At 66.8% G+C, this 22,522-nt stretch carries 23 protein-coding genes; 16 read left to right on the forward strand and 7 right to left on the reverse strand.

Annotated features, from left to right (window positions below):
- Positions 1–75 precede the first annotated feature (75 nt).
- Genes bioA through bioD form a run of 3 tightly spaced genes read left to right on the forward strand, consistent with a single transcriptional unit; the run spans position 76 to position 3,411 of the window.
- Complete coding sequence (gene bioA, locus QFZ83_RS12880; RefSeq protein ID WP_307506879.1) at positions 76–1,470, forward strand: adenosylmethionine--8-amino-7-oxononanoate transaminase; 1,395 nt, start codon at positions 76–78, stop codon at positions 1,468–1,470.
- Positions 1,454–2,686 (forward strand): 8-amino-7-oxononanoate synthase, encoded by a 1,233-nt coding sequence (gene bioF, locus QFZ83_RS12885; RefSeq protein ID WP_307506882.1) that lies wholly within the window; start codon positions 1,454–1,456, stop codon positions 2,684–2,686. Before bioA ends, bioF begins: the two co-directional genes overlap by 17 nt.
- Positions 2,683–3,411, forward strand: a complete 729-nt coding sequence (bioD, locus tag QFZ83_RS12890; RefSeq protein ID WP_307506885.1) for a dethiobiotin synthase — start codon at positions 2,683–2,685, stop codon at positions 3,409–3,411. The genes bioF and bioD overlap by 4 nt, the downstream gene beginning before the upstream one ends.
- 9 nt (positions 3,412–3,420) lie before the next feature.
- On the opposite strand, the gene QFZ83_RS12895 is transcribed toward bioD, so the two are convergent.
- On the reverse strand, positions 3,421–4,455 hold the full coding sequence (locus QFZ83_RS12895) for an aldo/keto reductase (protein ID WP_307506888.1): 1,035 nt from the start codon (positions 4,453–4,455) through the stop codon (positions 3,421–3,423).
- 243 nt (positions 4,456–4,698) lie between these two features.
- Here QFZ83_RS12895 and QFZ83_RS12900 point away from each other — a divergent pair, with 243 nt between their 5' ends.
- The 4 genes from QFZ83_RS12900 to QFZ83_RS12915 all read left to right on the forward strand — a co-directional run bounded on the left by QFZ83_RS12900 (position 4,699) and on the right by QFZ83_RS12915 (position 9,699).
- Positions 4,699–5,691, forward strand: a complete 993-nt coding sequence (locus QFZ83_RS12900; RefSeq protein ID WP_041942910.1) for an AraC family transcriptional regulator — start codon at positions 4,699–4,701, stop codon at positions 5,689–5,691.
- Positions 5,692–5,716: 25 nt separating this feature from the next.
- Positions 5,717–6,658: a cation diffusion facilitator family transporter gene (locus QFZ83_RS12905; RefSeq protein WP_307506891.1), complete on the forward strand. Its 942-nt coding sequence runs from the start codon at positions 5,717–5,719 to the stop codon at positions 6,656–6,658.
- 123 nt (positions 6,659–6,781) lie between these two features.
- On the forward strand, positions 6,782–8,014 hold the full coding sequence (locus QFZ83_RS12910) for a cyclopropane-fatty-acyl-phospholipid synthase family protein (RefSeq protein ID WP_307506894.1): 1,233 nt from the start codon (positions 6,782–6,784) through the stop codon (positions 8,012–8,014).
- Positions 8,015–8,211: 197 nt separating this feature from the next.
- Complete coding sequence (locus tag QFZ83_RS12915; protein WP_307506896.1) at positions 8,212–9,699, forward strand: MFS transporter; 1,488 nt, start codon at positions 8,212–8,214, stop codon at positions 9,697–9,699.
- A 3-nt stretch (positions 9,700–9,702) separates the two neighbouring features.
- Here QFZ83_RS12915 and QFZ83_RS12920 read toward each other — a convergent pair whose 3' ends face one another.
- Positions 9,703–10,176 (reverse strand): hypothetical protein, encoded by a 474-nt coding sequence (locus QFZ83_RS12920; RefSeq protein ID WP_307506899.1) that lies wholly within the window; start codon positions 10,174–10,176, stop codon positions 9,703–9,705.
- 116 nt (positions 10,177–10,292) lie between these two features.
- On the opposite strand from QFZ83_RS12920, the gene QFZ83_RS12925 reads away from it, so the two are divergent.
- Positions 10,293–10,565: a helix-turn-helix domain-containing protein gene (locus QFZ83_RS12925; RefSeq protein ID WP_373424141.1), complete on the forward strand. Its 273-nt coding sequence runs from the start codon at positions 10,293–10,295 to the stop codon at positions 10,563–10,565.
- Positions 10,555–11,778 carry a type II toxin-antitoxin system HipA family toxin gene (locus QFZ83_RS12930; RefSeq protein ID WP_307506905.1) on the forward strand — a complete coding sequence of 408 codons (1,224 nt, stop codon included), beginning with the start codon at positions 10,555–10,557 and terminating at the stop codon, positions 11,776–11,778. Before QFZ83_RS12925 ends, QFZ83_RS12930 begins: the two co-directional genes overlap by 11 nt.
- 28 nt (positions 11,779–11,806) lie before the next feature.
- Here QFZ83_RS12930 and QFZ83_RS12935 read toward each other — a convergent pair whose 3' ends face one another.
- The 4 genes from QFZ83_RS12935 to QFZ83_RS12950 are packed head-to-tail and all read right to left on the reverse strand — an operon-like array spanning position 11,807 to position 15,362.
- Complete coding sequence (locus tag QFZ83_RS12935) at positions 11,807–12,667, reverse strand: transporter substrate-binding domain-containing protein (protein ID WP_307506907.1); 861 nt, start codon at positions 12,665–12,667, stop codon at positions 11,807–11,809.
- On the reverse strand, positions 12,660–13,487 hold the full coding sequence (locus QFZ83_RS12940) for an ABC transporter permease (protein ID WP_307506910.1): 828 nt from the start codon (positions 13,485–13,487) through the stop codon (positions 12,660–12,662). Before QFZ83_RS12940 ends, QFZ83_RS12935 begins: the two co-directional genes overlap by 8 nt.
- The gene (locus QFZ83_RS12945) at positions 13,484–14,293 is read right to left on the reverse strand and encodes an ABC transporter ATP-binding protein (protein ID WP_307506913.1); all 810 of its coding nucleotides are present in this window, start codon (positions 14,291–14,293) and stop codon (positions 13,484–13,486) included. Before QFZ83_RS12945 ends, QFZ83_RS12940 begins: the two co-directional genes overlap by 4 nt.
- 13 nt (positions 14,294–14,306) lie before the next feature.
- A complete protein-coding gene (locus tag QFZ83_RS12950) occupies positions 14,307–15,362 on the reverse strand; it encodes an ABC transporter substrate-binding protein (protein WP_307506916.1) in 1,056 nt (351 codons plus the stop codon).
- A gap of 152 nt (positions 15,363–15,514) precedes the next feature.
- On the opposite strand from QFZ83_RS12950, the gene mgrA reads away from it, so the two are divergent.
- Positions 15,515–16,555 carry an L-glyceraldehyde 3-phosphate reductase gene (gene mgrA, locus QFZ83_RS12955; RefSeq protein WP_307512703.1) on the forward strand — a complete coding sequence of 347 codons (1,041 nt, stop codon included), beginning with the start codon at positions 15,515–15,517 and terminating at the stop codon, positions 16,553–16,555.
- Between the two features lie 21 nt (positions 16,556–16,576).
- Here mgrA and QFZ83_RS12960 read toward each other — a convergent pair whose 3' ends face one another.
- Positions 16,577–16,783 (reverse strand): dodecin, encoded by a 207-nt coding sequence (locus tag QFZ83_RS12960; RefSeq protein WP_013541395.1) that lies wholly within the window; start codon positions 16,781–16,783, stop codon positions 16,577–16,579.
- Between the two features lie 151 nt (positions 16,784–16,934).
- Here QFZ83_RS12960 and QFZ83_RS12965 point away from each other — a divergent pair, with 151 nt between their 5' ends.
- From QFZ83_RS12965 to QFZ83_RS12990, 6 genes are all read left to right on the forward strand, one after another.
- Positions 16,935–17,132, forward strand: coding sequence for a hypothetical protein (locus QFZ83_RS12965; RefSeq protein ID WP_306879390.1), 198 nt, complete (start codon positions 16,935–16,937; stop codon positions 17,130–17,132).
- A 1-nt stretch (position 17,133) separates the two neighbouring features.
- The gene (locus QFZ83_RS12970; protein ID WP_307506919.1) at positions 17,134–17,634 is read left to right on the forward strand and encodes an AAA family ATPase; all 501 of its coding nucleotides are present in this window, start codon (positions 17,134–17,136) and stop codon (positions 17,632–17,634) included.
- Positions 17,635–17,734: 100 nt separating this feature from the next.
- Complete coding sequence (locus QFZ83_RS12975) at positions 17,735–18,739, forward strand: LLM class flavin-dependent oxidoreductase (protein WP_307506921.1); 1,005 nt, start codon at positions 17,735–17,737, stop codon at positions 18,737–18,739.
- A 37-nt stretch (positions 18,740–18,776) separates the two neighbouring features.
- Positions 18,777–20,120 (forward strand): LLM class flavin-dependent oxidoreductase, encoded by a 1,344-nt coding sequence (locus tag QFZ83_RS12980; RefSeq protein WP_307506927.1) that lies wholly within the window; start codon positions 18,777–18,779, stop codon positions 20,118–20,120.
- Positions 20,120–20,656 (forward strand): GNAT family N-acetyltransferase, encoded by a 537-nt coding sequence (locus QFZ83_RS12985; protein ID WP_307506929.1) that lies wholly within the window; start codon positions 20,120–20,122, stop codon positions 20,654–20,656. Before QFZ83_RS12980 ends, QFZ83_RS12985 begins: the two co-directional genes overlap by 1 nt.
- Positions 20,653–22,500 carry an amino acid ABC transporter permease/ATP-binding protein gene (locus tag QFZ83_RS12990; RefSeq protein ID WP_307506931.1) on the forward strand — a complete coding sequence of 616 codons (1,848 nt, stop codon included), beginning with the start codon at positions 20,653–20,655 and terminating at the stop codon, positions 22,498–22,500. Before QFZ83_RS12985 ends, QFZ83_RS12990 begins: the two co-directional genes overlap by 4 nt.
- Positions 22,501–22,522 lie beyond the last annotated feature (22 nt).

Consider the following 22,522-nt stretch of genomic DNA (forward strand, 5'->3'; position numbering starts at 1 on the left):
GGTGGTGACCTGGTTTGTCGGGCCTGCCAAGCGTCGATACGATCCCGCGCCTTGCCCCCTCAAAGGAATGCGCGGATGCCGCCATCGACTGCTTTTTCGTCCTCCGCCAACTCCTCCGCCAACACGAGCTGGCAGCAGCGTAGCCGGCGCCACGTCTGGCATCCGTGCACGCAGAGCATCCGCCTCGAAGCGGTGCCGCCGTTGCCGATCGCGCGGGGCGAGGGCGTGTGGCTCCTCGACCATGACGGCCGCCGCTATCTCGACGCGACGAGCTCGTGGTGGGTCAACCTCTTCGGCCATGCGCACCCGGCCATCAACGCCGCGCTGAAGGATCAGCTCGACGCGTTCTCGCACGTGATGCTCGCCGGCTGCACGCACGCGCCGGCCGTGGAACTGGCCGAGCGCCTGTCGGCATTGACCGGCCATGCGCTCGGCCATTGCTTCTATGCCTCGGATGGCGCCTCGGCCGTGGAGATCGCGTTGAAGATGAGCTTCCACGCGTGGCGGAATGCAGGCCGCGGCGGCAAGCAGAATTTCGTCGCACTGCGGCACGGCTACCACGGCGAAACGCTCGGTGCGCTGCATGTGACCGACGTGCCGGTGTTCCGCGACGCCTATGCGCCGCTGCTGGCGAACGCGCACCTCGTTGCATCGCCCGATGCGCGGACCGCACGGCAGGGTGAAGACGCGCTTGACGTGGCGCGGCGTGCGGCTGCCGACCTCGAAGCGCTTCTGGCCGAACGGCACGCATCCATTGCCGCAGTGATCGTCGAGCCGCTCGTGCAGTGCGCCACCGGCATGGCGATGCACGACCCCGAATACCTGCGCCTCGTGCGCGCGCTGTGCGACCGTTACGAGGTACACCTCATCGCCGACGAAATCGCTGTCGGGTGCGGGCGCACCGGCACTTTCTTCGCGTGCGAACAGGCCGGCATCTGGCCCGATTTCCTGTGCCTCTCGAAAGGCATCAGCGGCGGCTACCTGCCGCTTGCGTTGGTGATGACGCGCGATGCGATCTACGAAGGCTTCGTGGACGACGACGTGGCGCGCAGCTTCCTGCATTCGCATTCCTACACCGGCAACGCGCTGGCCTGCCGCGCGGCGCTCGCGACGCTCGACTTGTTCGAGCGTGAGGACGCATTGCGACGCAACCTTGGCCGTGCCGAACGGTTGATCGGCCGGTTGCGCGAAGGCCTCCAGGGCATGCCGGTGGACCACCTGCGCCAGCGCGGAATGATCACGGCCTTCGACGTGCGCGAGCCCGGCGCCCGGTTCGCGGAACGCTTTCACCTCGCGGCGCGTGCGAACGGATTGCTGATGCGGCCTATCGGCTCGACCGTCTACCTGATGCCGCCCTACGTGATTGACGATGACGAGATCGACCGGCTGGTTGACGGCACGCTGGCCACGCTGCAGGCGGTGTCCGAACCGACTCACGCAGAAGGAGCTCGCGATGCTGCGCTTGCTTGAACGCCTGCAGGACGAAATCACCGCGCTCGATGCGCAATCGCTGCGCCGCCGCCGGCAGATCGCCGAGACGGCCTGCGCGCCCGAGCAGCGCTTGACGCTGGCCGGCGCGAGCGCACCGCGCACCATGCTCGGCTTCAGCAGCAACGATTACCTCGGCCTCGCCGCGCATCCGGCGCTGGCCGCCGCGCTGGCCGAAGGCGCGGAGCGCTACGGCACGGGCAGCGGCGGGTCGCACCTGATCCTGGGCCACTCGCGCGCGCACGCCGAACTCGAGGAGCGCCTGGCCGATTGGATGGCGCCGTACATCCCCGAGGCGCGAAGCCTTTTCTTCTGCACGGGCTACATGGCCAACCTCGCGGTGCTGTCGGCGCTGGGGGGCGCGGAGGCGGTGATCTTTTCGGAGTCGCTCAACCATGCGTCGCTGATCGACGGCGCACGGCTGGCCAAGGCGCGCGTCGAGCGCTATCCGCATTGCGACGTGGCGGCGCTCGATGCGCAGCTCGCGGCCTGCGACGCGCCGGTGAAGCTGATCGTGAGCGATGCGGTTTTCAGCATGGACGGCAACATCGCGCCCGTGGCCGAATTGCTCGCGCTGGCGGAGCGCCACGACGCGTGGCTGGTGCTCGACGATGCCCACGGCTTCGGCGTGCTGGGCGCTACCGGCCGGGGCGTGGTGCAGGCGATGGCGCTGCGCTCGGAGCGGCTGGTGCTCATCGGCACGCTGGGCAAGGCGGCGGGCGTGTCGGGCGCGTTCGTGGCGGCGCACCGCACCGTGGTCGATTACCTCGTGCAGCGCGCGCGGCCGTACATCTTCACCACGGCCGCGCCGCCGGCCATCGCGCATGCGTTGCTCGCGAGCCTCGCGTTGATCGAAGGCGAGGAGGGCGACGCGCGCCGTGCGCGGTTGAAGGCGCGCATCGCGCAACTGCGCCGGGGCGTGGGAGCAATCCTCCCGCCCGATGGCAGCGCGTGGCTGCCCGATTCGCCTACCGCGATCCAGCCGCTGATCCTCGGCGACAACGCGCGCGCGATGCGGACGATGGCGCAGCTCGATGCCCACGGCCTTCGGGTTGGGGCGATCCGCCCGCCGACCGTGCCGGCCGGCACCGCTCGCCTTCGGATCGCGCTGTCGGCCAGCCACAGCGAGGCCGACGTGGCGCGTCTGGTCGATGCGCTTGGCGAAGCACTGGCGCAGCCGTGGAAGGAGGCCGCATGACGCAGCGCCGCTGGTTTGTCACGGGCACCGACACGGGTGTCGGCAAGACGCTGGTCAGCAGCGCGATGCTGAGCCTGCTGGCCGCCTCGGGCCTGCGCGCGGTCGGCATGAAGCCGGTGGCTGCGGGCCTGGAACGGGTCGATGGCGCGTGGCAAAACGAAGACGTCGAGCAGCTGCACGCAGCCGGCAATGTCGATGCGCCGCTGGCGTTGCGCTGCCCCTACCTGCTGCGCGCGCCGATGTCGCCGCACCTCGCGGCGCGGGAGGAGGGCGTGCGCATCGAGCTGCCGCCGCTGCTGTCGGCCTTCGCGGCGTTGTCGCAGCGTGCGGACGCGGTGGTGGTCGAAGGCGTGGGCGGTTTCTGCGTGCCCTTCGGAGACGACCTCGACAGTGCCGACCTCGCGGTGGCGCTCGATCTGCCGGTGATCCTCGTGGTCGGCCTCCGGCTCGGCTGCCTGAGCCATGCGCTGCTGACCGCCGAGGCAATTCGCGCGCGTGGTCTCGTGCTGGCCGGTTGGGTCGCGAGCGTCATCGAGCCGCAGATGCTGTCGCCCGAGGCCAACCTGCAGACCCTGCGCGACCGGCTCGGCGCGCCCTTGCTCGGCGTGGTGCCGCACCTGGCCGAGCCCGGTGCGGCCGGCGCCGCGCGGCATCTCGATCTGCGTGCACTGCGCGCGATCGCGGGCCACGCGGCGCGGCGCTCGGCCGCGCTGGCCTTGGCCTGAATCGGTCGATCAGGCCAGGTGCTTGTCGCGGTTGATGCGCTGGCGCTCCAGCATCCAGCCCGGGTACTCGGCCGGCAGCGCGCTCGCCTTGTCGAGCGTGGCCAGCTCTTCGGCTGAGAGCTTGATGGCAGTCGCCGCGATGTTGTCGTCCAGCTGATCGACGCGCTTGGCGCCGACGATCACGCTGGTGACGACCGGCTGGTGCAGCAGCCACGCCAGCGCGATCTGCGCGACCGACACCTTGCGGGCCTCGGCCAGCACGCGCATCGCGTCGATGCAGTCGTAGGCGCGGTCGCGGTTCACCGGCGGGAAATCGAAGGTGGCGCGGCGGGTGCCCTTTTCGGTTTCGGTGTGGCGGTCGACCTTGCCGCTCAGAAGGCCGCCGGCCAGCGGGCTCCAGACCATGAGGCCCACGTTTTCGCTGCGCAGCATCGGCACCAGTTCGCGCTCCAGGTCGCGCCCGGCGATGGTGTAGTAGGCCTGCAGCGATTCGAAGCGCGCGAGCCGGTCGCGCTCGGCGATGCCCAGGGCCTTGGCGATCTGCCAGGCGGCCCAGTTCGACACGCCCACATAGCGCACGTGGCCCTGCTGCACGAGGTTGTCCAGCGCGTGCACGGTTTCCTCGATGGGCGTGAGCGGGTCGAAACCGTGGATCTGGTAGAGGTCGATGTGGTCGAGCTGCAGGCGCTTGAGGCTCGCCTTCACGCCATCCATGATGTGAAAGCGCGAGGCGCCGCTGGAGTTGGGTCCCTTGCTGCCGGTTTCGCCGAGCACCTTGGTGGCGACCACCACGCTGTCGCGCGGGATCTTGAGGTTCTTGAGAGCTTGGCCGGTGATGACTTCCGACTGACCTTCGGAGTACACGTCGGCGGTGTCGATGAAGTTGATGCCGGCGTCGATGGCGCGGCCGACAAGCCCTTCGGCCTCGCTCTGCTGCAGGTCGCCGATATGGGTCCAGATGCCCGAGCCGCCGCCGAAGGTCATCGTGCCGAGGCAGAGTTCGGAAACCAGGAGGCCGGTGCGGCCGAATTTGCGGTACTGCATGGAATAGGTCCTTTGCGTTGAGAGATGTGTCGGGGGATGCCGGGAGGCGCGTCGGTAAAAAGTATCCGCCCGCGGGCCCCGGCGCGGCGAGCGCGTTTCTGCAAAGTCTTTGCCTATTTCTCCAGACCTCGTTCCAGACCCGTGCAGATTCATGGGAGCGGCGCTAAGCTGCAAACCACCCGATCCTCCACGGTGCGCGCCGCCGTGATTCCCACCGCCATCCCCCCGCGAGAGGCCCCCTACATGTCCGACGAAACACCCGAAATCGCTGCAGCCCTTGCCCAGCCGATGCCGCTGGAGCCCGAACTCGACGAAGCCAGGAAGGAACTGGTGGCGCTCATCAACCGCATCACCGGAGGGCGCGACGGCACGGTAGAAACACCGGTGGCCGGCCTGCAGGTGTATTGCATCAGCAAGCCCGACCGTCCCAAGCACGCCTTTGCCACCCCGGCGCTCGGGCTGATCGCGCAGGGTTCCAAGCGGATCATCATGGGCGACGACATCTATGTGTACGACCCGATGCACTACCTCGTGACCTCGGTCGACCTGCCGGTGTGCGGCCAGGTGCGCCTGACGAGCGACAACGAGCCGTACCTTGGCCTTCGGCTGGAGCTGGCGCTCGACGAAATCGGCGAGCTCATCGGCGACGAGAAGCTGCCCGCCAAGGCGAACGCGCCGGCGTCCCGCGGCATGTACGTGAACCGCATCGCGATGCCGGTGCTCGAGCCTGTGCTGCGCTTGCTGCGGCTGGTCGAGAACCCGGAAGACGTGCCGATCATGGCGCCGCTCATCAAGCGCGAGATCATGTATCGGCTGCTGGTGAACGGCGAGGGTGCGCGCCTCCGCCAGATCGCGCTGCAGGACAGCCACACCCAGCGCATCGCCAAGGCCATCAGCGCGCTGCGCATCAACTATGCGCAGTCGCTGCGGGTGGAAGACATGGCGCGCGCGGTGCACATGAGCGTGTCGTCGTTCCACCACCACTTCAAGGCCGTGACGGCGATGAGCCCGCTGCAGTACCAGAAGCAGCTTCGCCTGCAGGAGGCGCGCCGCCAGATGCTGGTGACCGGCATCGACGTGGCGAGCGCGGCGCACAGCGTGGGCTATGAAAGCCCCTCGCAGTTCGCACGCGAGTACGGCCGCATGTTCGGTGCACCGCCGCTGCGCGACAAGCAGCGCTGGCTCTCGGAGGCGGGCAACGATGCGATGGGGGCGGCTTCGATGGAAGCGGCCTGAACGGCAGCCCAGACAAACAAGCCGCATGGCCGAATCGAAAGTCGCGATCTACGGCGCCATCGGCGCCAATGTCGCTATCGCCATCACCAAGTTCGTCGTGGCGGGCATCACCGGCAGCTCGGCGATGCTGTCGGAGGGCATCCACTCGGCGGTCGACACCTTCAACGGCGTGCTGCTGCTGGTGGGCCTCAAGCTCAGCAAGCGGCCGGCGACGCCGGAGCATCCGTTCGGCCACGGCAAGGAGCTCTATTTCTGGAGCCTGATCGTCGCGGTGCTGATCTTCGGGCTGGGCGGCGGCGTGTCGTTCTACGAGGGCATCCAGCACATCCGCGCGCCGGAGCCGATGCGCGATCCGACGTGGAACTACGTCGTGCTTGCGGCGGCCTTCGTGTTCGAGGGCACGAGCTTTCTGATTGCGCTCAAGCAGTTCCGCGCGCAGGCCAAGGGCACGCCGTTCTGGCAGGCGCTGGACCGCAGCAAGGACCCGACCACCTACACCGTGCTGGCCGAGGATTCCGCCGCGCTGGTAGGGCTCTTGGTGGCGGCGCTCGGCATCTACCTCGGCCACGCGCTGGACATGCCGGTGCTCGACGGCGTGGCCTCGGTGGTCATCGGCGTGCTGTTGGCGGGCGTGGCCGTGCTGCTCATCGCGCAGGCGCGGGGTCTTCTCATCGGCGAAGGCATCCGGCCCGAGACGGCGCGCGCCATCCGCGCCATCGCGATGGAGCAGTCCAGCGTCGAAGACGTGGGCCATGTGCTGTCGATGTACATCGGTGCCGACGAGGCGCTGGTGATCGTCGACGTGAACTTCAAGGACGACATTTCCACGGGCGAGGCGGGCGACGCCATCACGGCCATCGAGACCGAGGTGCGCGCGCGTTTCCCGACGATCCGGCGCATCTTCATCGAGGCGACCGAAGCGCCGCAGGCCGGCGCGCCACCGGCGAAAGACGGAGGCGCCTTGTAGCACTTGCTGCAATTTCTTGCGTCGTCACGACCATGCAGGTTTCAAATTTTTTCGTTATTGTTTTGCTCGCTGCAGCACCCCGGCGCACAGGCGCCGGGAGAACCAAACAACACGGAGAGATGCATGCTTTGGGAAAAGAAGCTGGCGCAGTGGAGCGCCGCCGTTCGTGACCGCGCCAACCTGCCGGCACGCCTCACCCTGTGGGACGGCCAGTCCTACGACTTCGGCAATTTCAGCGGGCCTTCGGTCACGCTTCACGTCAAATCGCCGGCCGCGCTGTCGCTGATGCTGCAGCCCACGCTCGACAACCTGGGCGAGGCCTACGTCAAGAGCAAGATCGACATCGAGGGCAAGCTCAGCGACGTGATCGACATCGCCTACGGTCTCGCGAAGACATCGATCGACAAGCAGGGCGGGGCGCTGCAGAACATGGCGCGCTACTTCGCGCACACCAAGTCGTCGGACAAGAAATCGATCCAGTACCACTACGACGTTTCCAACGAGTTCTACCAGCAGTGGCTGGACCCCAACATGGTCTATTCGTGCGCCTACTTCGAGAACGGCGACGAAGACCTCGCCACCGCGCAGCTGAAGAAAATCGACCACATCCTCACCAAGATCGACCTCAGGCCGGGCCAGACGCTGCTGGACATCGGTTGCGGCTGGGGTGCGCTGGTGATCCGCGCGGCGCAGAAGTTCGGCGCGCGCTGCGTGGGCGTCACGCTCTCGCAGAACCAGTTCGATCTGGCCACTGAGCGCGTGAAGGCCGCGGGCCTCGAAGACCGCATTGAGATCCGCCTGCAGGACTACCGCGACGTGACCGGGCAGTTCGACCGCATCACCAGCGTCGGCATGTTCGAGCATGTGGGCCGCAAGAACCTGCCCACGTACTTCAAGCACGTGCGCGAACTCCTGGCCGACGACGGCGTGGTGATGAACCACGGCATCACCTCGTCCGACCCCGAGGGCGGCGGTGTCTCGTACGGTGGCGGCGACTTCATCGACCGCTACGTGTTCCCCAACGGCGAACTGCCGCACATCAGCCTTGCGCTGCAGGCCATGCAGCAGGGCGGGCTCGAAGCCTTCGACATCGAGAACCTGCGCCGGCACTACGCGCAGACGCTGCGCTACTGGAGCGACAGCTACGAGGCCAACAGCGACAAGTTGCGCACGATGGTCGACGAGGAGAAGTTCCGCATCTGGCGCGTGTACCTCGCGGGCTGCGCGTATGCCTTCGAGAACGACGACGTGGCGATCTACCAGATCGTGGGGCGCAAGGCGGGGAGGGCGGCGAAGACGCTGCCGTGGTCGCGGCGCTATATCTACGACGGCACCTCGGCGCTGAACGCGGGTTGATGTTCCGGTGCGGCCGCATCGGCATGGCGGCAAAGCGATATCGCAAGGCCGCACGGGCGCGTGAACAAGACAACGGAGGGCCAGCGCCAGCACGGATTCGCACGGCCCGATAGCATCTCGGGCTCGCGGCCTCACACCACCTCGGCGCTCACCGGACACCCCGTTCGGGGCAGCCTCTCCGGCCCGCGAAAAATCCCATGAGCGTCAGCACCAAAACAACAAACCGCCCCCTGGTCATCGCATCGATCATGGCCTCCATGGCCATGGTCGCCATCGAAGCCACCATCGTCTCCACCGTCATGCCGCAGATCGCCTCCGAGCTCGGCGGGCTGCATCTCTACAGCTGGGTCTTCGCCTCGTTCCTGCTCGCGCAGACCGCGATGACCGTGGTGTTCGGCAAGCTCTCCGATCTGTATGGGCGCAAGCCCATCATGTTCGTTGGCATCGCGATCTTCGTCATCGGCTCGGTGCTCGCGGGCTTCTCGTGGTCGATGCCGGCCATGATCTGTTTCCGTCTCATCCAGGGCATCGGCGCGGGCGCGATCCAGCCGGTGGCGCTCACCATCGTCGGCGATCTCTATCCGGTGCGCGAGCGCGGCAAGGTGCAGGGCTACCTCGCGAGCGTGTGGGCGGTGTCGGCCGTCGTGGGGCCGATGATCGGCGCGCTCATCGTGCAGAAGCTGTCGTGGGCCTGGATCTTCTGGGTCAACGTGCCCATCGGACTGGCTGCGGCGGCGGGCTTCTGGTTCTTCCTGCACGAGGCGCCGACGGTGCGCCGCTCGTCCATCGACATGGTGGGCGCGGTGCTGTTCACCGTCGGCATCGCCTCGCTGATGATCGCGCTGACCGAGTTCGGCGTCGGCAACACCGGCGTCGCGCTCGCATGGACGGTGCTCTTCGTCGTCACGCTCGCGCTCTTCATCGCGCAGGAGCGCCGCGCGGCCGACCCGATGGTGTCGCTCAAGCTCTGGGGCGCACGGATGATCGCGACCGTCAACGGCGCGGCAATGCTCGCTGGCATGGTGCTGATCGGCATCACGACCTTCCTGCCGATGTACGTGCAGGTGGTTCTGGAGCGTTCGTCGGTCACCGCCGGTCTCACGCTCACGATGGTGATGCTGGGCTGGCCCATCGGCGCGACGCTGACCTCGCGCACCTTTCACCGCATCGGGCTGTGGCGCATGGTGGTGGTCGGTGCGGCGCTTATTCCGGTCGGCACATCGACCTTCGCATTGCTTGGCGTCGGCAGCTCGCCGGTACTGCCGGCCATCGGCTCGTTCATCATCGGCCTGGGCATGGGCGTGATGAGCCTGAGTTCACTGATCCTGATCCAGGAGGGCGTGGAGCTCTCGCAGCGCGGCATCGCCACGGCTTCGAACGTGTTCTCGCGCAACCTCGGGAGCGCGCTGGGCGCGGCCTTCTTCGGCGCGGTCTTCAACTTCGGGCTGACGCGGGGGGACGGCAGCATGATGTTCACGGACGACGAACTGCGGCTGCTGCTGCAGGGCGTGCACGGCTCGGTGGCGGGGGATGCGGGTATCCGGTTGGCGCTGGGGAATTCGCTTCACCTCACGTTTCTGATGATGCTGGTGGTGAGTCTTGGGGTGGTGGCGCTGGCGTTGTGGCTGCCGAAGGAAGGGCTGGAGAGCTCGGCCGCGCGGGATGCCAAGGCGGCGCAGAAGTAGGGCTCAGCTCAGAAGCGTGACGATGGCCCACGGCGTCACGGAGCCTGTGACAAGTGCCGTCACCATGAACAGCAGGTCCTTGAAGTAGACGGGGGTTTTCGTGATCGCTCCGCCCACGGAGACCAGCACGATCGATGAGACGATCAGGACGGAAAGCGCGATCAGGCCGGACGAGAGCAGATAGTCGTACACGCCGCCCAGCAGAAGGCCGACGAGCGCGATGCCAAGAAAAGCGATGGGCCGTGATATCGGCTGCTGTTCTGCCTTGGGTGCGTCCGACGGTGCGGCTGCAGCAATCGCCGATGCATGCCACATGACACCGCCGAGCAGCGCAAGCAGCGTGACTGTCGCGACGGCACCGGTGCCGAACCCGGGAAAGATCTGAGTGGCCAGCATGCCGACCGCAAGACCGCACAGAGCGGCGAGCAAGGCCCGCCAGAACAGGATGGCGAAGAGAAGCCCAATGAGTTCGTCCATGGCGGCCATTCTGCCGCCGCTCGTGGCTTGGGCGTCGATGTCTTCTCGGATCAACTGCCGAGGAATAGTGTCCTGTTTAATAGACAATTTCCCTTCAATTCCATAAAATGTGGCGTATGAAGGACAAAATACGTCTCCCCGTCGAACTGGGCCAAGCCATCCAGCGTGCGCGAAAAGAAGGCCGCATGAAGGCGACCGACATCGCCGCGCGCTCGGGCCGCGCGCGCAACGTTCTTTATCGACTGGAGCGAGGGGAAGACATCACGCTGGCCTCGCTGTTCGACATCCTGCGCGCCATGGATCTCACGATCGGCCTGGAGCGCCTGGGCATGCCGACGCTGGAAGAAGTCACGGAACGCTTCGGACAGGATGACGACGATGCTTCCTGAAAAGATCAGGCAGCTCGATGTCGAGATCGCCGGCGCGCCAGCAGGCCAGTTGCTCAAGCACTCGGTCTACGAGTTCCGGTATCTCGACAGCGGTGTGGAGCAGCCCTCGGTCGCGTTGCTGATGCCACCGACCCGGCCGACCTACCAGGACGGCGACCTTTTCGCAGTGATGGACCAGAACCTCCCCGAGGGCGACCTGTACCTGCGTCTGCGGGCGATGTTCCCCAAGCAGCAACTCACCCCGATGCATCTGCTCGCAGTGGTGGGATCCAACGGCATCGGGCGCCTGGGCTTCCGGCTGGCGGGAGCAGAGGCGATTGCGGCGCCCCGGATCATCGATCGCAAGACTTTGCTCGCCACCCGCTACACGCCCGAGGTGTTCGACGAACTGGTGCGCGCGTACCTGAGCACTGGCGCCGGCATTGCCGGCATGCAGCCGAAGATCATGGTGCCGGACAGGGTCAGCGTTCCGGTGCCCACGATCATCGTGAAGGCGGGCGCAGCTTCCTATCCGGGCCTGTCGGCCAACGAGTTCATGTGCCTGACGGCCGCCGGCCACGCCGGCATCGAGACGCCCACATTCGACCTCTCGGACGATGGGCAACTGCTGCTGGTCGACCGTTTCGACATCGCGGCGGACGGGTCCCGGATCGGCTTCGAGGACATCGCGGCGCTGATGAACCTTCGCGTGCGCGACATCCAGTCCGACCGGAAGTACCACGGAAGCTACCAGCGCATCGCCGAATTGATGCAATACCTCCAACTGCCCAGCGAAAACCTCGCGCGCTTCTTCGAGCAGGTGGCGTTCAGCATCATGGTGCGCAACGGCGACGGCCACCTCAAGAACTACGGATTGCTCTACACCTCGACCGCCGATTGCCGCCTTGCGCCGATGTTCGACGTGGTGACGACCGCGCTCTACCGGTACACGCGCTACGAAGGCGGTCCCGAACTCGAGGACCGCACGCTGGCGCTCAAGCTCTTCGCGGGCAAGGGCCACACGAAGGCCTACCCGACGACCGAGGAGTTGCTGTTGTTCGGCAGCAAGGTCTGCGGGGTCGCCAAGCCGGAACTCGTTCTTGCGCGAATCGCGGAGGGGATGCAGAAGACGCTGCGCCTGGCGGCCGGTGATCCGCGAATCCCGAAGGACCTGCTGCAGAAGATGCGCGACATCTGGACCGATGGGATGACTTACGCCACCGCGGCGAGGTAGCCCCCCCCGAGACATCGAACGCCGCCAGCTAGGAATGGCAGACAAACCCATCCTTGAGCAGCGTGATCTCGAACTGCAGGTTGCCCGCGCGCGCGTCTCTCGCCTTGGCCAGCGTGCCGTCCGAACGCCATTGGCGCAGGGCTGCTGCCAGGTAGTCGCGTGAGGCCGTGTCGCCATCGGCCAGCCGGATTGCGGCATCCGATGGCAGGCGCACATCGCTGACCAATGGCTTGTAGAAGCGCCACTCTTCGTTCTGCATGAGCCGCTCCAGCACCTCGCCGTCCTCGGCCAGCGCGGCGCATTCACCGGCCATGAAGGCCGAGGCCGCATGCACGGACGACGGGTAGCTGCGCGGCTGCGCGCCGTAGCGTTGCGACACCGCGTCGGCATAGCCCGAGCCTTCGCCGACGCAGACCGAGGCGCCGCGCAGCGCAGCTTCGTCCTGCACCTTGCCGCGTCGCAGTGCGACCACGAGCCCGCGGCCGGTGTCGTAGCTGCCGGGTGCAGCGGCGATGTCTTGCGCGTTGGGTGAAGCAGGTACGCCGGCGACCAGCAGGTCGATGCGGCCTTCGCGCAGTGCGGTTTCCTGCGTGGCGGAATCGAGGCCGACCAGTTCCAGGGGGATGCCGAGAGATGCCGCCAACTGCCGCGCGAGCGTGGCGTCGAAGCCATCGGGCTCGGGCGGCGTCGGCGCCTCGGCGAGGGCGGGGCGCGGGTAGCGGCGAACGCCGACAACGAGCTTGCCCCGCTCGATGGCGCGGGCGAGCACCGGCCCTTTCGGCAAGCTAGACAGCGAAGGCGTCGCAAAGGCCCAGGCGCCGCCGATGCTCGCGAGCACCACGGCCGCGGCGAGTGCGGCGCCTGACAGCACAAGCCTGCGATCAGTCATCGAGGCTCAGTCCCTTGCGCCAGCGCAGCAGCCGTTGCTCCAGCAGGGCGAGCAGGTAGTTCAACAGCAGCCCGAGCACGGCTAGGAGCAGGATGCCGGCGTACATCGTCGGAATCTGGAAGGTCTCCTGAGAATTGAGCGTGAGAAAGCCCAGGCCCGAATGCGCGCCGATCATCTCGGCAGCAACCAATGCCGTGATGCTGTACGCGCCGGCCAGCCGCACGCCGGTGAAGATCGAGGGCAGCGAGGCCGGCAGCACCACCTTGAAGAAGATGAAGCGCTGCGAGGCGCCCATCGACAGCGCCGAGTTGACGAGCAGGCGGTCGACCTGCTTCACGCCGCTCACCGTGCTCAGCAGCACCGGCCAGAACGAGGCCCAGAAGATGATCGCCACCTTCGAGAGCTCGCCGATGCCCAGGAACAGGATGAACACCGGGAACAGCGCGAAGGCCGAGGTCTGGCGAAAGAGCTGCAGCACCGGATCGACGATGGCGGCCAGCCGCTTCGAACTGCCGATCAGCAAGCCCAGCACCACGCCGAAGAAGCTCGCGAGCAGCAGGCCCCACAGCGAGCGCTGCAAGCTCGCGGCCAGGTGCTTCCAGAGCTGGCCGGTATCGACGAGCTGGGCGATGCTGGCGACGACGGCGGAGGGCGGGCTCAGGTAGGCGTCGCTCACGATGCCCAGGCGCGGAAGGGCCTCCCACAGCGCCAGGAAGATGGCGATGCCGATGCCGCGTTCGGTCACGCGGGCGAAGCTGCGTGCGAATTTGAAGAAGCGGCCGGGCGTGCGCGCTGCGGGCGCATCGAGCACGGCGCTCACGAGACAACCCCTTCGAGTGACCGCGGCTTCAGCCCGACCTGCACTTCGTCCTTCAGCACTTCCCAAGCGCGCTGTCGCAGCGCCGCGAACTCGGTCGAATGACGAATCTCCGCCGAGCGAGGTCGCTCCAGCGGGATGTCGATGATGTCCTTGATGCGCCCGGGCCGCTGCGTCATCACCGCCACCCGGTCGGAGAGATACACCGCTTCTTCGAGGCTGTGCGTAATGAAGACGATGGTCTTGCGGTACTGCTCCCAGATGCGCAACAGTTCGCCCTGCAGGATCTCGCGCGTTTGCGCATCGAGCGCTGCGAAGGGCTCGTCCATCAGCAGCACGTCGGGCTTGTAGGCGAGCGATCGCGCGATGGCGACACGCTGTTTCATGCCGCCCGAGATCTCGTGCGGATACCGGTCGGCAAAGCCGTGCAGGCCGACCAGTTCGAGGTATTCGTGCGCGGTGCGGCGGCGTTCAGTCTTGCCGATGCCGCGGATCTCCAGCCCGACCGCGATGTTGTCGAGCACCGAGAGCCACGGAAAGAGCGCGTAGCCCTGGAACACCACGCCCTGGTTGCGGTTGATGCCCGCGAGCGGCTGGCCGTTGATGGCGATGCGCCCGCCGGTGCGCTCGGTCAGCCCCGCGAGGATGCCGAGGAAGGTCGACTTGCCGCAGCCCGAGGGACCGAGCACCGACAAGAATTCGCCTTCGCGCACGTCGAGGTCGAAGCCTTCGAGCACCCGCACGCGTTCGCTCGCGCCGCGCGCGGCGTAGTCCATCCGCACATCGCGGGCCGAGATCTTGAGGCTCATGGCGCGTGCACGTTCACGACTTCGCGGCCGACTGCGCGAAGGGATTGAATTCGTTGGTGTACACGTCCTTCACCGCCACCTTGCCCGCGGCGAGCTTGCCTTCGGACTGCAGGATGTCGATGTAGTACTGGATCGGTGGCTCGGTTACCACCAGGTCGTCGACATAGGCGTAGCGGTCGACGTTCTTCAGGTCCATGTTGATGCGTTTGGCCACGAGCTTGCGCGCCTCCTCGGTGTTGGCATTGACCCAGTTGCCGGCCTTGGCCAGCGCCACCACCACGTCGCGTACCGCCTCGGGATGCTGGCGGATGAACTGGCCGTGCGCGCTGTAGGGCGCCATGCCACCGAGGCCGCCATCGAGGTCGAAGTCGCTCCACAGGCGCACCAGCGACTCGGCGTTGTCGGCGCGGCCCGAGAAGGGCGCGTGGATGATCGCGAGGTCGGTGTTGCCCGTTACCAGCGTCTGCTCGGCCTGCTCGTCGGGGATGACGACGAAGTTGATCTTGTTCACGTCCACGTCGTGCTGGCGCAGGTACTTCTTGGTCACGAACTCGGCGCAGGCGCCGAAGCTGTTGAAGCCGATGGTCTTGCCTTCGAGGTCCTTCGGGTTGCGGATGCCCGAGTCCTTGCGGACGAAGTACTTCATGTGCGGCGCTTCCTGCAGCGTCTTGCCGCCCGCGGCCACCACCTTGAGGTCCGCACCCGATGCGATGGCTGAGATCACCAGCGGCACCATGCGGCTGCCGAAGTCGATCTCGCCCGTGCCCACGAGCGGAATGATCTGCGGCGCGGCGATCTTGCCGACGTACTCGGGGCGGGTGTTGGTGCCCTCGAAGTAGCCGAGCTCGTCGGCCAGGTAGATGAGGTCGAACGAGGGGTTGTTCGGGTACTTGAAGGCGACCTTGTCGCCGGTCTTCTTCACCACGGCAGGGCCGCTGGCCGCGGCGGCCTTGCTGCTGTCGTCGCGTGAGCAACCCGCGAGCGCCAGGCCACCAATGGCGGTCAGCGATGCGAGTGTCTTGAGCGCCACGCGGCGCGAAGGAATGGAAGAGGTCGTCTCGGTGGGCATGGCGGCGCGCTCCGGCACGGGAGCGGTGGGGCTGGTGGGAAAGCGACGATCCTAGAAAGCCCTGCCCGCGTCACCAACGAAGAAAACCGCGCATGCATATGCGCAAACGCGCGGGCATCATGTCGCTCCCTTTCCACTTTCCATCGCACTTCATGACCTACCTTGCCGCCCCCGAGCGCTACGACGCCATTCCCTATCGACGCGTCGGGCGCAGCGGGCTCGTGCTGCCTGCCATTTCGCTCGGGCTCTGGCACAACTTCGGCGACAGCACGCCCATCGATGTGCAGCGCAAGTTGCTGCGCACGGCCTTCGACCTGGGCATCAACCACTTCGACCTCGCCAACAACTACGGCCCGCCGTACGGCAGCGCCGAAACCAACTTCGGCCGTCTGCTGAGGGAAGATTTCAAGGCGTATCGCGACGAACTCATCATCTCCAGCAAGGCCGGCTGGGACATGTGGCCCGGCCCCTACGGCCAGGGCGGGGGCTCCCGCAAATACGTGCTCGCGAGCCTCGACCAGAGCCTGCAGCGCCTGGGCCTCGACTACGTCGACATCTTCTATTCGCACCGCTTCGATCCGCACACGCCACTGGAAGAAACCGCCTCCGCGCTGGCGCAGGCGGTGCAACAGGGCAAGGCGCTCTACATCGGCATCTCGTCGTACTCCGCCGGCAAGACGCGCGAAATCGCCGCGCTGCTGCGCGAATGGAAGGTGCCGCTGCTCATCCACCAGCCGGCCTACAACCTGTTCAACCGCTGGATCGAGAAAGACCTGCTCGATGCCACCGGCGAACTCGGCGCGGGCGTGATCGCCTTCACGCCGCTCGCGCAGGGGCTGCTCACCGACAAGTACCTCAAGGGCATTCCGGCCGATGCGCGCATCAACCGCCCGGGCGGCGGCTCGCTCAAGCAGGAGCACCTGTCGGACGACAACGTGGAACGCGCACGCGCGCTCAACGAGATCGCCAGGCGCCGCGGCCAGAGCCTTGCGCAACTCGCGCTGACCTGGACGCTGCGCGATCCGCGCGTGAGTTCTGCGCTGATCGGTGCGAGCCGCCCCGAGCAGATCGTCGACAACGTCGCGGCCCTGCGCCATGCGCCGCTGAGCGCCGAAGAGCTCGCGGAGATCGACAAGTACGCGGTGGAAGGCGGCGTGAACCTCTGGGAAAAGCCGTCGACCGATTTCGCGTGACGACGGCCTTCGCTGCCGCGACTATTCGAGCGTGAACCCGATCTTCACCGTCACCTGCCAATGCGCGACCTTGCCGTCGACCACATGGCCACGCGTCTCTGTGACGGTGAACCACTGGATGTTGCGCACCGTCTCGTGCGCCTTGGCGATCGCGGTCTGCACCGCGTCCTCGATGCCGACGGGCGACGAGCCGGTCAGCTCGAGGGACTTGTAGACGTGGTTCGACATGTGCGTGCTCCTTGTGAATGGGTGTGGAGCCATCGTAGTCATGGCACGTGGTGGCGGGTGGAATTTTCTGCATCAGGTAACTCGCAATCCTTCTTTGAGAAAGCGAAGCGGCTGCGCAGAATCGCCCCCAGCGTTCACCCGGAAGTTGTTCATGCCACAGCGCAGTCTTTATGTTTCCCCGGCGGCCCAGGCCCGCCATGTTCTCGCGCTGACCACCGCAGCGTGGCGCATCGCGCCGTCTTCGCCGCACGAGGTGGCGCGGCGTGCGCCGCACGGCTATGTGCCGATCCGCGCCATGCGGCGCTTCCACGCGGCAGCGGCCCTGGCCCTGCTGCCGCACTCATGGTGAGATGCTGATCGTTCTTTCAGGCTTGCCCGGATCGGGCAAGACCACCGTCGCACGCGAGCTCGTGGGGCGGCTTTCGGCCGTCTATCTGCGCATCGATGCCATCGAGCAGGCGCTCGTGTCGGCGAAGGTGCTGGCGGGGGAGGTCGGGCCCGCGGGCTACGAGGTTGCCTATGCGCTGGCGCGCTCGAATCTTGCGCTCGGCCTCACGGTGGTGGCCGATTGCGTCAACCCGTTGCCGGTCACGCGCGAAGCGTGGCGCGCGGTCGCGGCGAGTGCGTCGTCGCGTGTGCTGGAGGTCGAGATCGTTTGCTCGGATGTCGCGGAGCACCGCCGGCGCGTGGAGCTTCGCGCGCCAGACATTCCGGGCCATGTGCTGCCCGACTGGGCCTCGGTGCTGCGGCACGACTACGCGCCGTGGACCACGGATCGCCTCGTCATCGACACGGCCGCCGTCAGCGCGAGTGATGCGGCGCAACGCATCGCGACAGCCGCGCGCCCCTGAACACTCTGCAGATATCGATATAGGAAATCAGCGCAAGCGGTGCGCGTGATGCCCAAGAGAATTCGCAGCAATTCTTTCAAAGGCATCCCTGCCGCACACCGTGTCCTATTCGCTCTCCCTGCTCGACAAGAGCCTGATCCCCGAAGGTGCCGACGCCGCCCAGGCGTTCCAGCACACCATCGCGCTGGCACAGAGCGCCGAGCGCCTGGGCTATCGCCGCTACTGGCTTGCGGAGCACCACGGCAATCGCGGCTATGCCGGTTCGGCGCCCGAAGTGCTGGCCTCGCACCTGCTCGCGAAGACGTCGCGCATCCGCATCGGCACGGGCGGCGTCATGCTTCAGCACTACAGCCCGTTCAAGGTCGCGGAGACTTTCCGGGTGCTCGCATCGCTGGCACCAGGGCGCGTGGACCTGGGCGTCGGCAAGGCGCCCGGCGGGCTGCCGCTGACCAGCAAGGCGCTGCAGTGGCTGCACGATCCGGTGAAGAAGAAGGAGGACTTCGCGGTCCGCCTCGCCGAGCTCGATGCGTTCCTGCACGACGGGGTCGCCGCGGACCACGCGCTGGCCGGCGCGGTCGCCACGCCGAACCCGCCGCAGTTGCCGCAGCGCGTGCTGCTCGGCGGAACGCCCGAAAGCGCGCTTCTTGCGGCGCGCCTTGGCTGGGAGTTCGTCTATGCGGGGCACTTCAACGGTGACCCGGTGAACATCGGGCAATCCATCGAGGCCTACCGCTCGGCCACCGGCCGCGCGCCTTTGCTCGCACTCTTCGCCTTCGCGGCCGAGACCCACGAGAAGGCCGCTGAACTCGTCGGCGCGCTGCGCAGCTTCAAGGTGCACCTGCCCAGCGGCCAGAGCGTGAACCTCGGAAGCCTGGAGGCAGCAGCCGAATTCGCGCGGCAGGCCGGCGTGACCGACTACCGCACCGAGGAGCGCCGCCCACACGTGATCGCAGGCACCGCCGACGAGGTGCGCGATGAACTCGACGCACTGAGCGAGCGCTACGGCATCGAGGAGTTCGTCATCGACATCCCCGTTGCCGGTTTTGCCGAGCGCGCCACTGCCGTCGAACTGCTGGCCCAGGCGCGCGAACCCGCACTGGCCTGAGCCTTCCCCTTTTCCACCCCTAGAAGAACGAGTCGCGATGAGCAACATCAAGTTCGGCGTCATGCTGCAAGGTGCCGGCAGCCACATGAATTCATGGAAGCACCCGGGCGGTCCGGCCGATGCCAGCGTGAACCTCGATTTCTTCGTGCGCACCGCGAAGAAAGCCGAAGACAACGGCATCGCCTTCGCCTTCGTGGCGGACGGGCTCTACATCAACGAGAAGTCGATCCCGCATTTCCTCAACCGCTTCGAGCCGATCTCGATCCTGTCGGCGCTTGCGACCGTCACCTCGAAGATCGGCCTTGCGGGCACGGTCTCCAGCTCGTACAGCGACCCGTTCACCGTGGCGCGCCAGTTCGCCTCGCTCGACCTCATCAGCGGCGGGCGCGCGGGCTGGAACGTGGTGACCGCGCCGCTCGAAGGCAGCGCGAAGAACTACAGCCGCAATCATCCCGAGCATGCGCAGCGCTATGAGATCGCCGATGAGTACCTCTCAGTGACGCAGGGCCTGTGGGACAGCTGGGACGAAGACGCCTTCACGCGCAACCGCGAGACCGGGCAGTTCTTCGACCGCGAGAAGCTGCACACGCTGGATCACAAGGGACGTTTCTTCCAGGTTGCCGGGCCGTTGAACATCCAGCGCTCGCCACAAGGGCAGCCGGTGATCTTCCAGGCCGGCTCCTCGGATGCGGGCGTGGGCCTTGCGGGCAAATACGCCGATGCGGTGTTCACCCATTCGCCCTCGATCGAGGAAACGCGCGCCTTCCTCAAACAGGTAAAGGCCAGCGCGGTGGCACAGGGCCGGCAGGCCGACGATGTGAAGATATTCCCCGGCATCGGCCCCGTCGTCGCGGCCACCGAGGAGGAGGCCGAGGCCAAGTACCGCGCCATCCGCGAGCTTCTGACCATCGAGGAAGCGCTGGCCTACCTGGGCCGCTTCTTCGATCACCACGACTTCAGCCAGTACCCGCTGGACGAAGCCTTTCCAGAACTGGGCGACATCGGCCGCAACAGCTTCCGCTCGACCACCGACCGCATCAAGGCCAAGGCGAAGGCCGGCGGCCAGACCGTGCGCGAGGTGGCACTCGAAGTCGCGACGCCGCGCACGCAGTTCGTGGGCACGGGCGAGCGCATTGCGGACGAAATCATCCGCTGGGTGGACGAGGGCGCGGCCGATGGCTTCATCCTCGGCTTTCCGGTGTTGGGGCAGGGGCTGGACGACTTCATCGAGTTCGTGATTCCGGTGCTGATTGCGCGTGGCCGCTATCAGCGCGAGTTGCCCGGGCAGACCTTGCGCGACCACCTCGGGCTGCCGCGCAAGGCGAGCCGCTATGCGACGGCGGCCGATGCCGATGCGGACACCGCGCGAAAGGCCGCGTGATGAGCGAACAGTTCCTCTACACCACACCCCTCGATCCGCGCGCCCAACCGCTGGTCGAGGGCCTGACCTTCGAGTACGACAGCCGCTACGGCGACGTGCTGCGCGAACCCGGCGCACCGCGCGAGATGGACCGCTATCCGCCCGAGGTGTTCGCACCGCCGCACGGCAACTTCGTGCTGCTGCTGCGCGACGGCATCGCCATCGGCGGCGGTGCCTTCATGCGGCATGACGAGCGCACCGCCGAACTCAAGCGCGTGTGGACGCACACCGATCTGCGTCGGCAGGGCCTCGCGAGCAAGGTGCTGCTGGAGCTGGAGGCGCAGGTGCGGCGCCAGGGCTATGAGCGCATCTATCTCACGACCGGTTTTCGGCAACCCGAAGCGGTCGGCCTGTACCGCGGCCATGGCTACACCGCGCTGTTCGAAGAGGTGGCGGACCCCGAAGTGCCGCGCAAGCTGCCGTTCGAAAAGCACCTCGTGGTGCCGCGCCACCATGGCCAGACCGCAGCGGTGCTGAGCGAGGCGGTGCAGCGATGAACACGACCACCCTCCTGGACGTCGGCCCCGAGCCGCGAAGCCCGGCACCGTCTCGTCCTGTGGCCCGGCCCGAACCTTCGGCGCCGCAGCAGGTCGCGCCCGCGAAGGGCGACTACTCGCATTTCCGCGTGGTACCCGCAAAGTACCCGGCACGCACGGTCGGCACCGTGTTCGCAGTGCTGCTCATCGGCATCGTGCTGTATTCGGTGCTGACCAATCCGCGTTGGGGGTGGGGCGTCTTTGCCGAATGGTTCTTCGCCGAGCCGGTGCTCGCCGGGCTCGGCCGCACGCTGCTGCTGACGGCCTTGGGCGCGGTGTTCGGTTTCCTGCTCGGCACCGGGCTGGCGCTCGCGCGCGTCTCGCGCTCGCCGCTGCTGGCGCGGCTGTCGTGGGTGTCGTGGGTGTTCACCTGGCTCTTCCGCTCGGTGCCGATCATCGTGTTGCTGTTGATCATCAACAACCTCGGCTATCTCTACGAGACGGTGGCACTAGGCATTCCGGGCACCGACATCACCTTCTTCTCGTACCCGACCACGCAGTTGATCAGCCCGTTCGTCGCGGCGCTGCTGGGCCTCACGCTGAACCAGGCGGCCTTTGCCTCGGAGATCGTGCGCGGCGGCATCCTGTCGGTGGAGCAGGGGCAGCTCGAAGCGGCTGCGGCGCTGGGCCTTTCGCGCAAGAGACAGGCCTTTCGCATCGTGCTGCCGCAGGCGATGCGGACCATCTTGCCGACGGCCTTCAACGACATCATCGGCCTCGCCAAGGGCACGTCGAACCTCTACATCCTCGCGCTGCCCGAACTGTTCTACACGATCCAGATCATCTACCGGCGCAACCTGGATGTGATTCCGCTGCTGATGGTGGCGACCGTCTGGTACCTCGTGATCCTCACGGTGCTGTCGGTGGCGCAGCACTACATCGAGCGGCATTTCTCGCGCGGTGCGCTGCGCAATCCGCCGCGCTCGCGGCTTGCCGGCGTGGCGCGCGGGCTGTGGCGGGCAAAGGCGCCGGTGGCCATAGAACCAGTGGTGTCGGCACCGCCCGCACCGGTGCTGGTGCCGCGCTGGACCGACCCGCTCACGCAGGGCGGCGAGGTCACGATCCACGGCGTCTCCAAGAGCTTCGGCGCGCTCAAGGTGCTCGACGATGTGACGCTCACCGTGCCGCAGGGCAGCGTGACCGTGATCCTCGGCCAGTCGGGCTCGGGCAAGTCGACGCTGCTGCGTTCCATCAACCACCTGGAGCGCGTGGACGACGGCTTCATCGCCATCGATGGCGAACTCATCGGCTACCGGCGCGACGAAGACACGCTGTACGAGCTGCACGAGAAAGACATCCTCAAGCGCCGCGTCGACGTCGGCATGGTGTTCCAGAACTTCAACCTGTTTCCGCACCTCACGGTGCTGGAGAACATCGTCGAAGCGCCGGTGTCGGTACGCGGCCTGGCACGCAACGAGGCTGAGGCGCTGGCTTCGGAACTGCTGGTGCGCGTGGGCCTGGCCGACAAGACGCATGCCTATCCGCGCCAGCTCTCGGGCGGTCAGCAGCAGCGCGTGGCGATTGCCCGCGCGCTCGCGCTCAAGCCCGAGGTGCTGCTGTTCGACGAACCCACTTCCGCACTCGACCCCGAGTTGGTGGGCGAGGTGCTGGCCGTCATCAAGGAGCTCGCGCGCTCGGGCACCACGCTGGTCATCGTGACGCACGAGATCGGCTTTGCCCGCGAGGTGGCCGACACCATCATCTTCATGGAGCAGGGCCGCATTCTCGAAACCGGCACGCCCGACAAGGTGTTTAACGCGCCGTCGCATCCGCGCACCGCCGAGTTCTTCGCCAAGGTTCTCTGATTCTTTTTCTCTCTGACTGAAA

The organism is Variovorax sp. W1I1, from assembly GCF_030815625.1.
Classification (GTDB): Bacteria; Pseudomonadota; Gammaproteobacteria; order Burkholderiales; family Burkholderiaceae_C; genus Variovorax; species Variovorax paradoxus_C.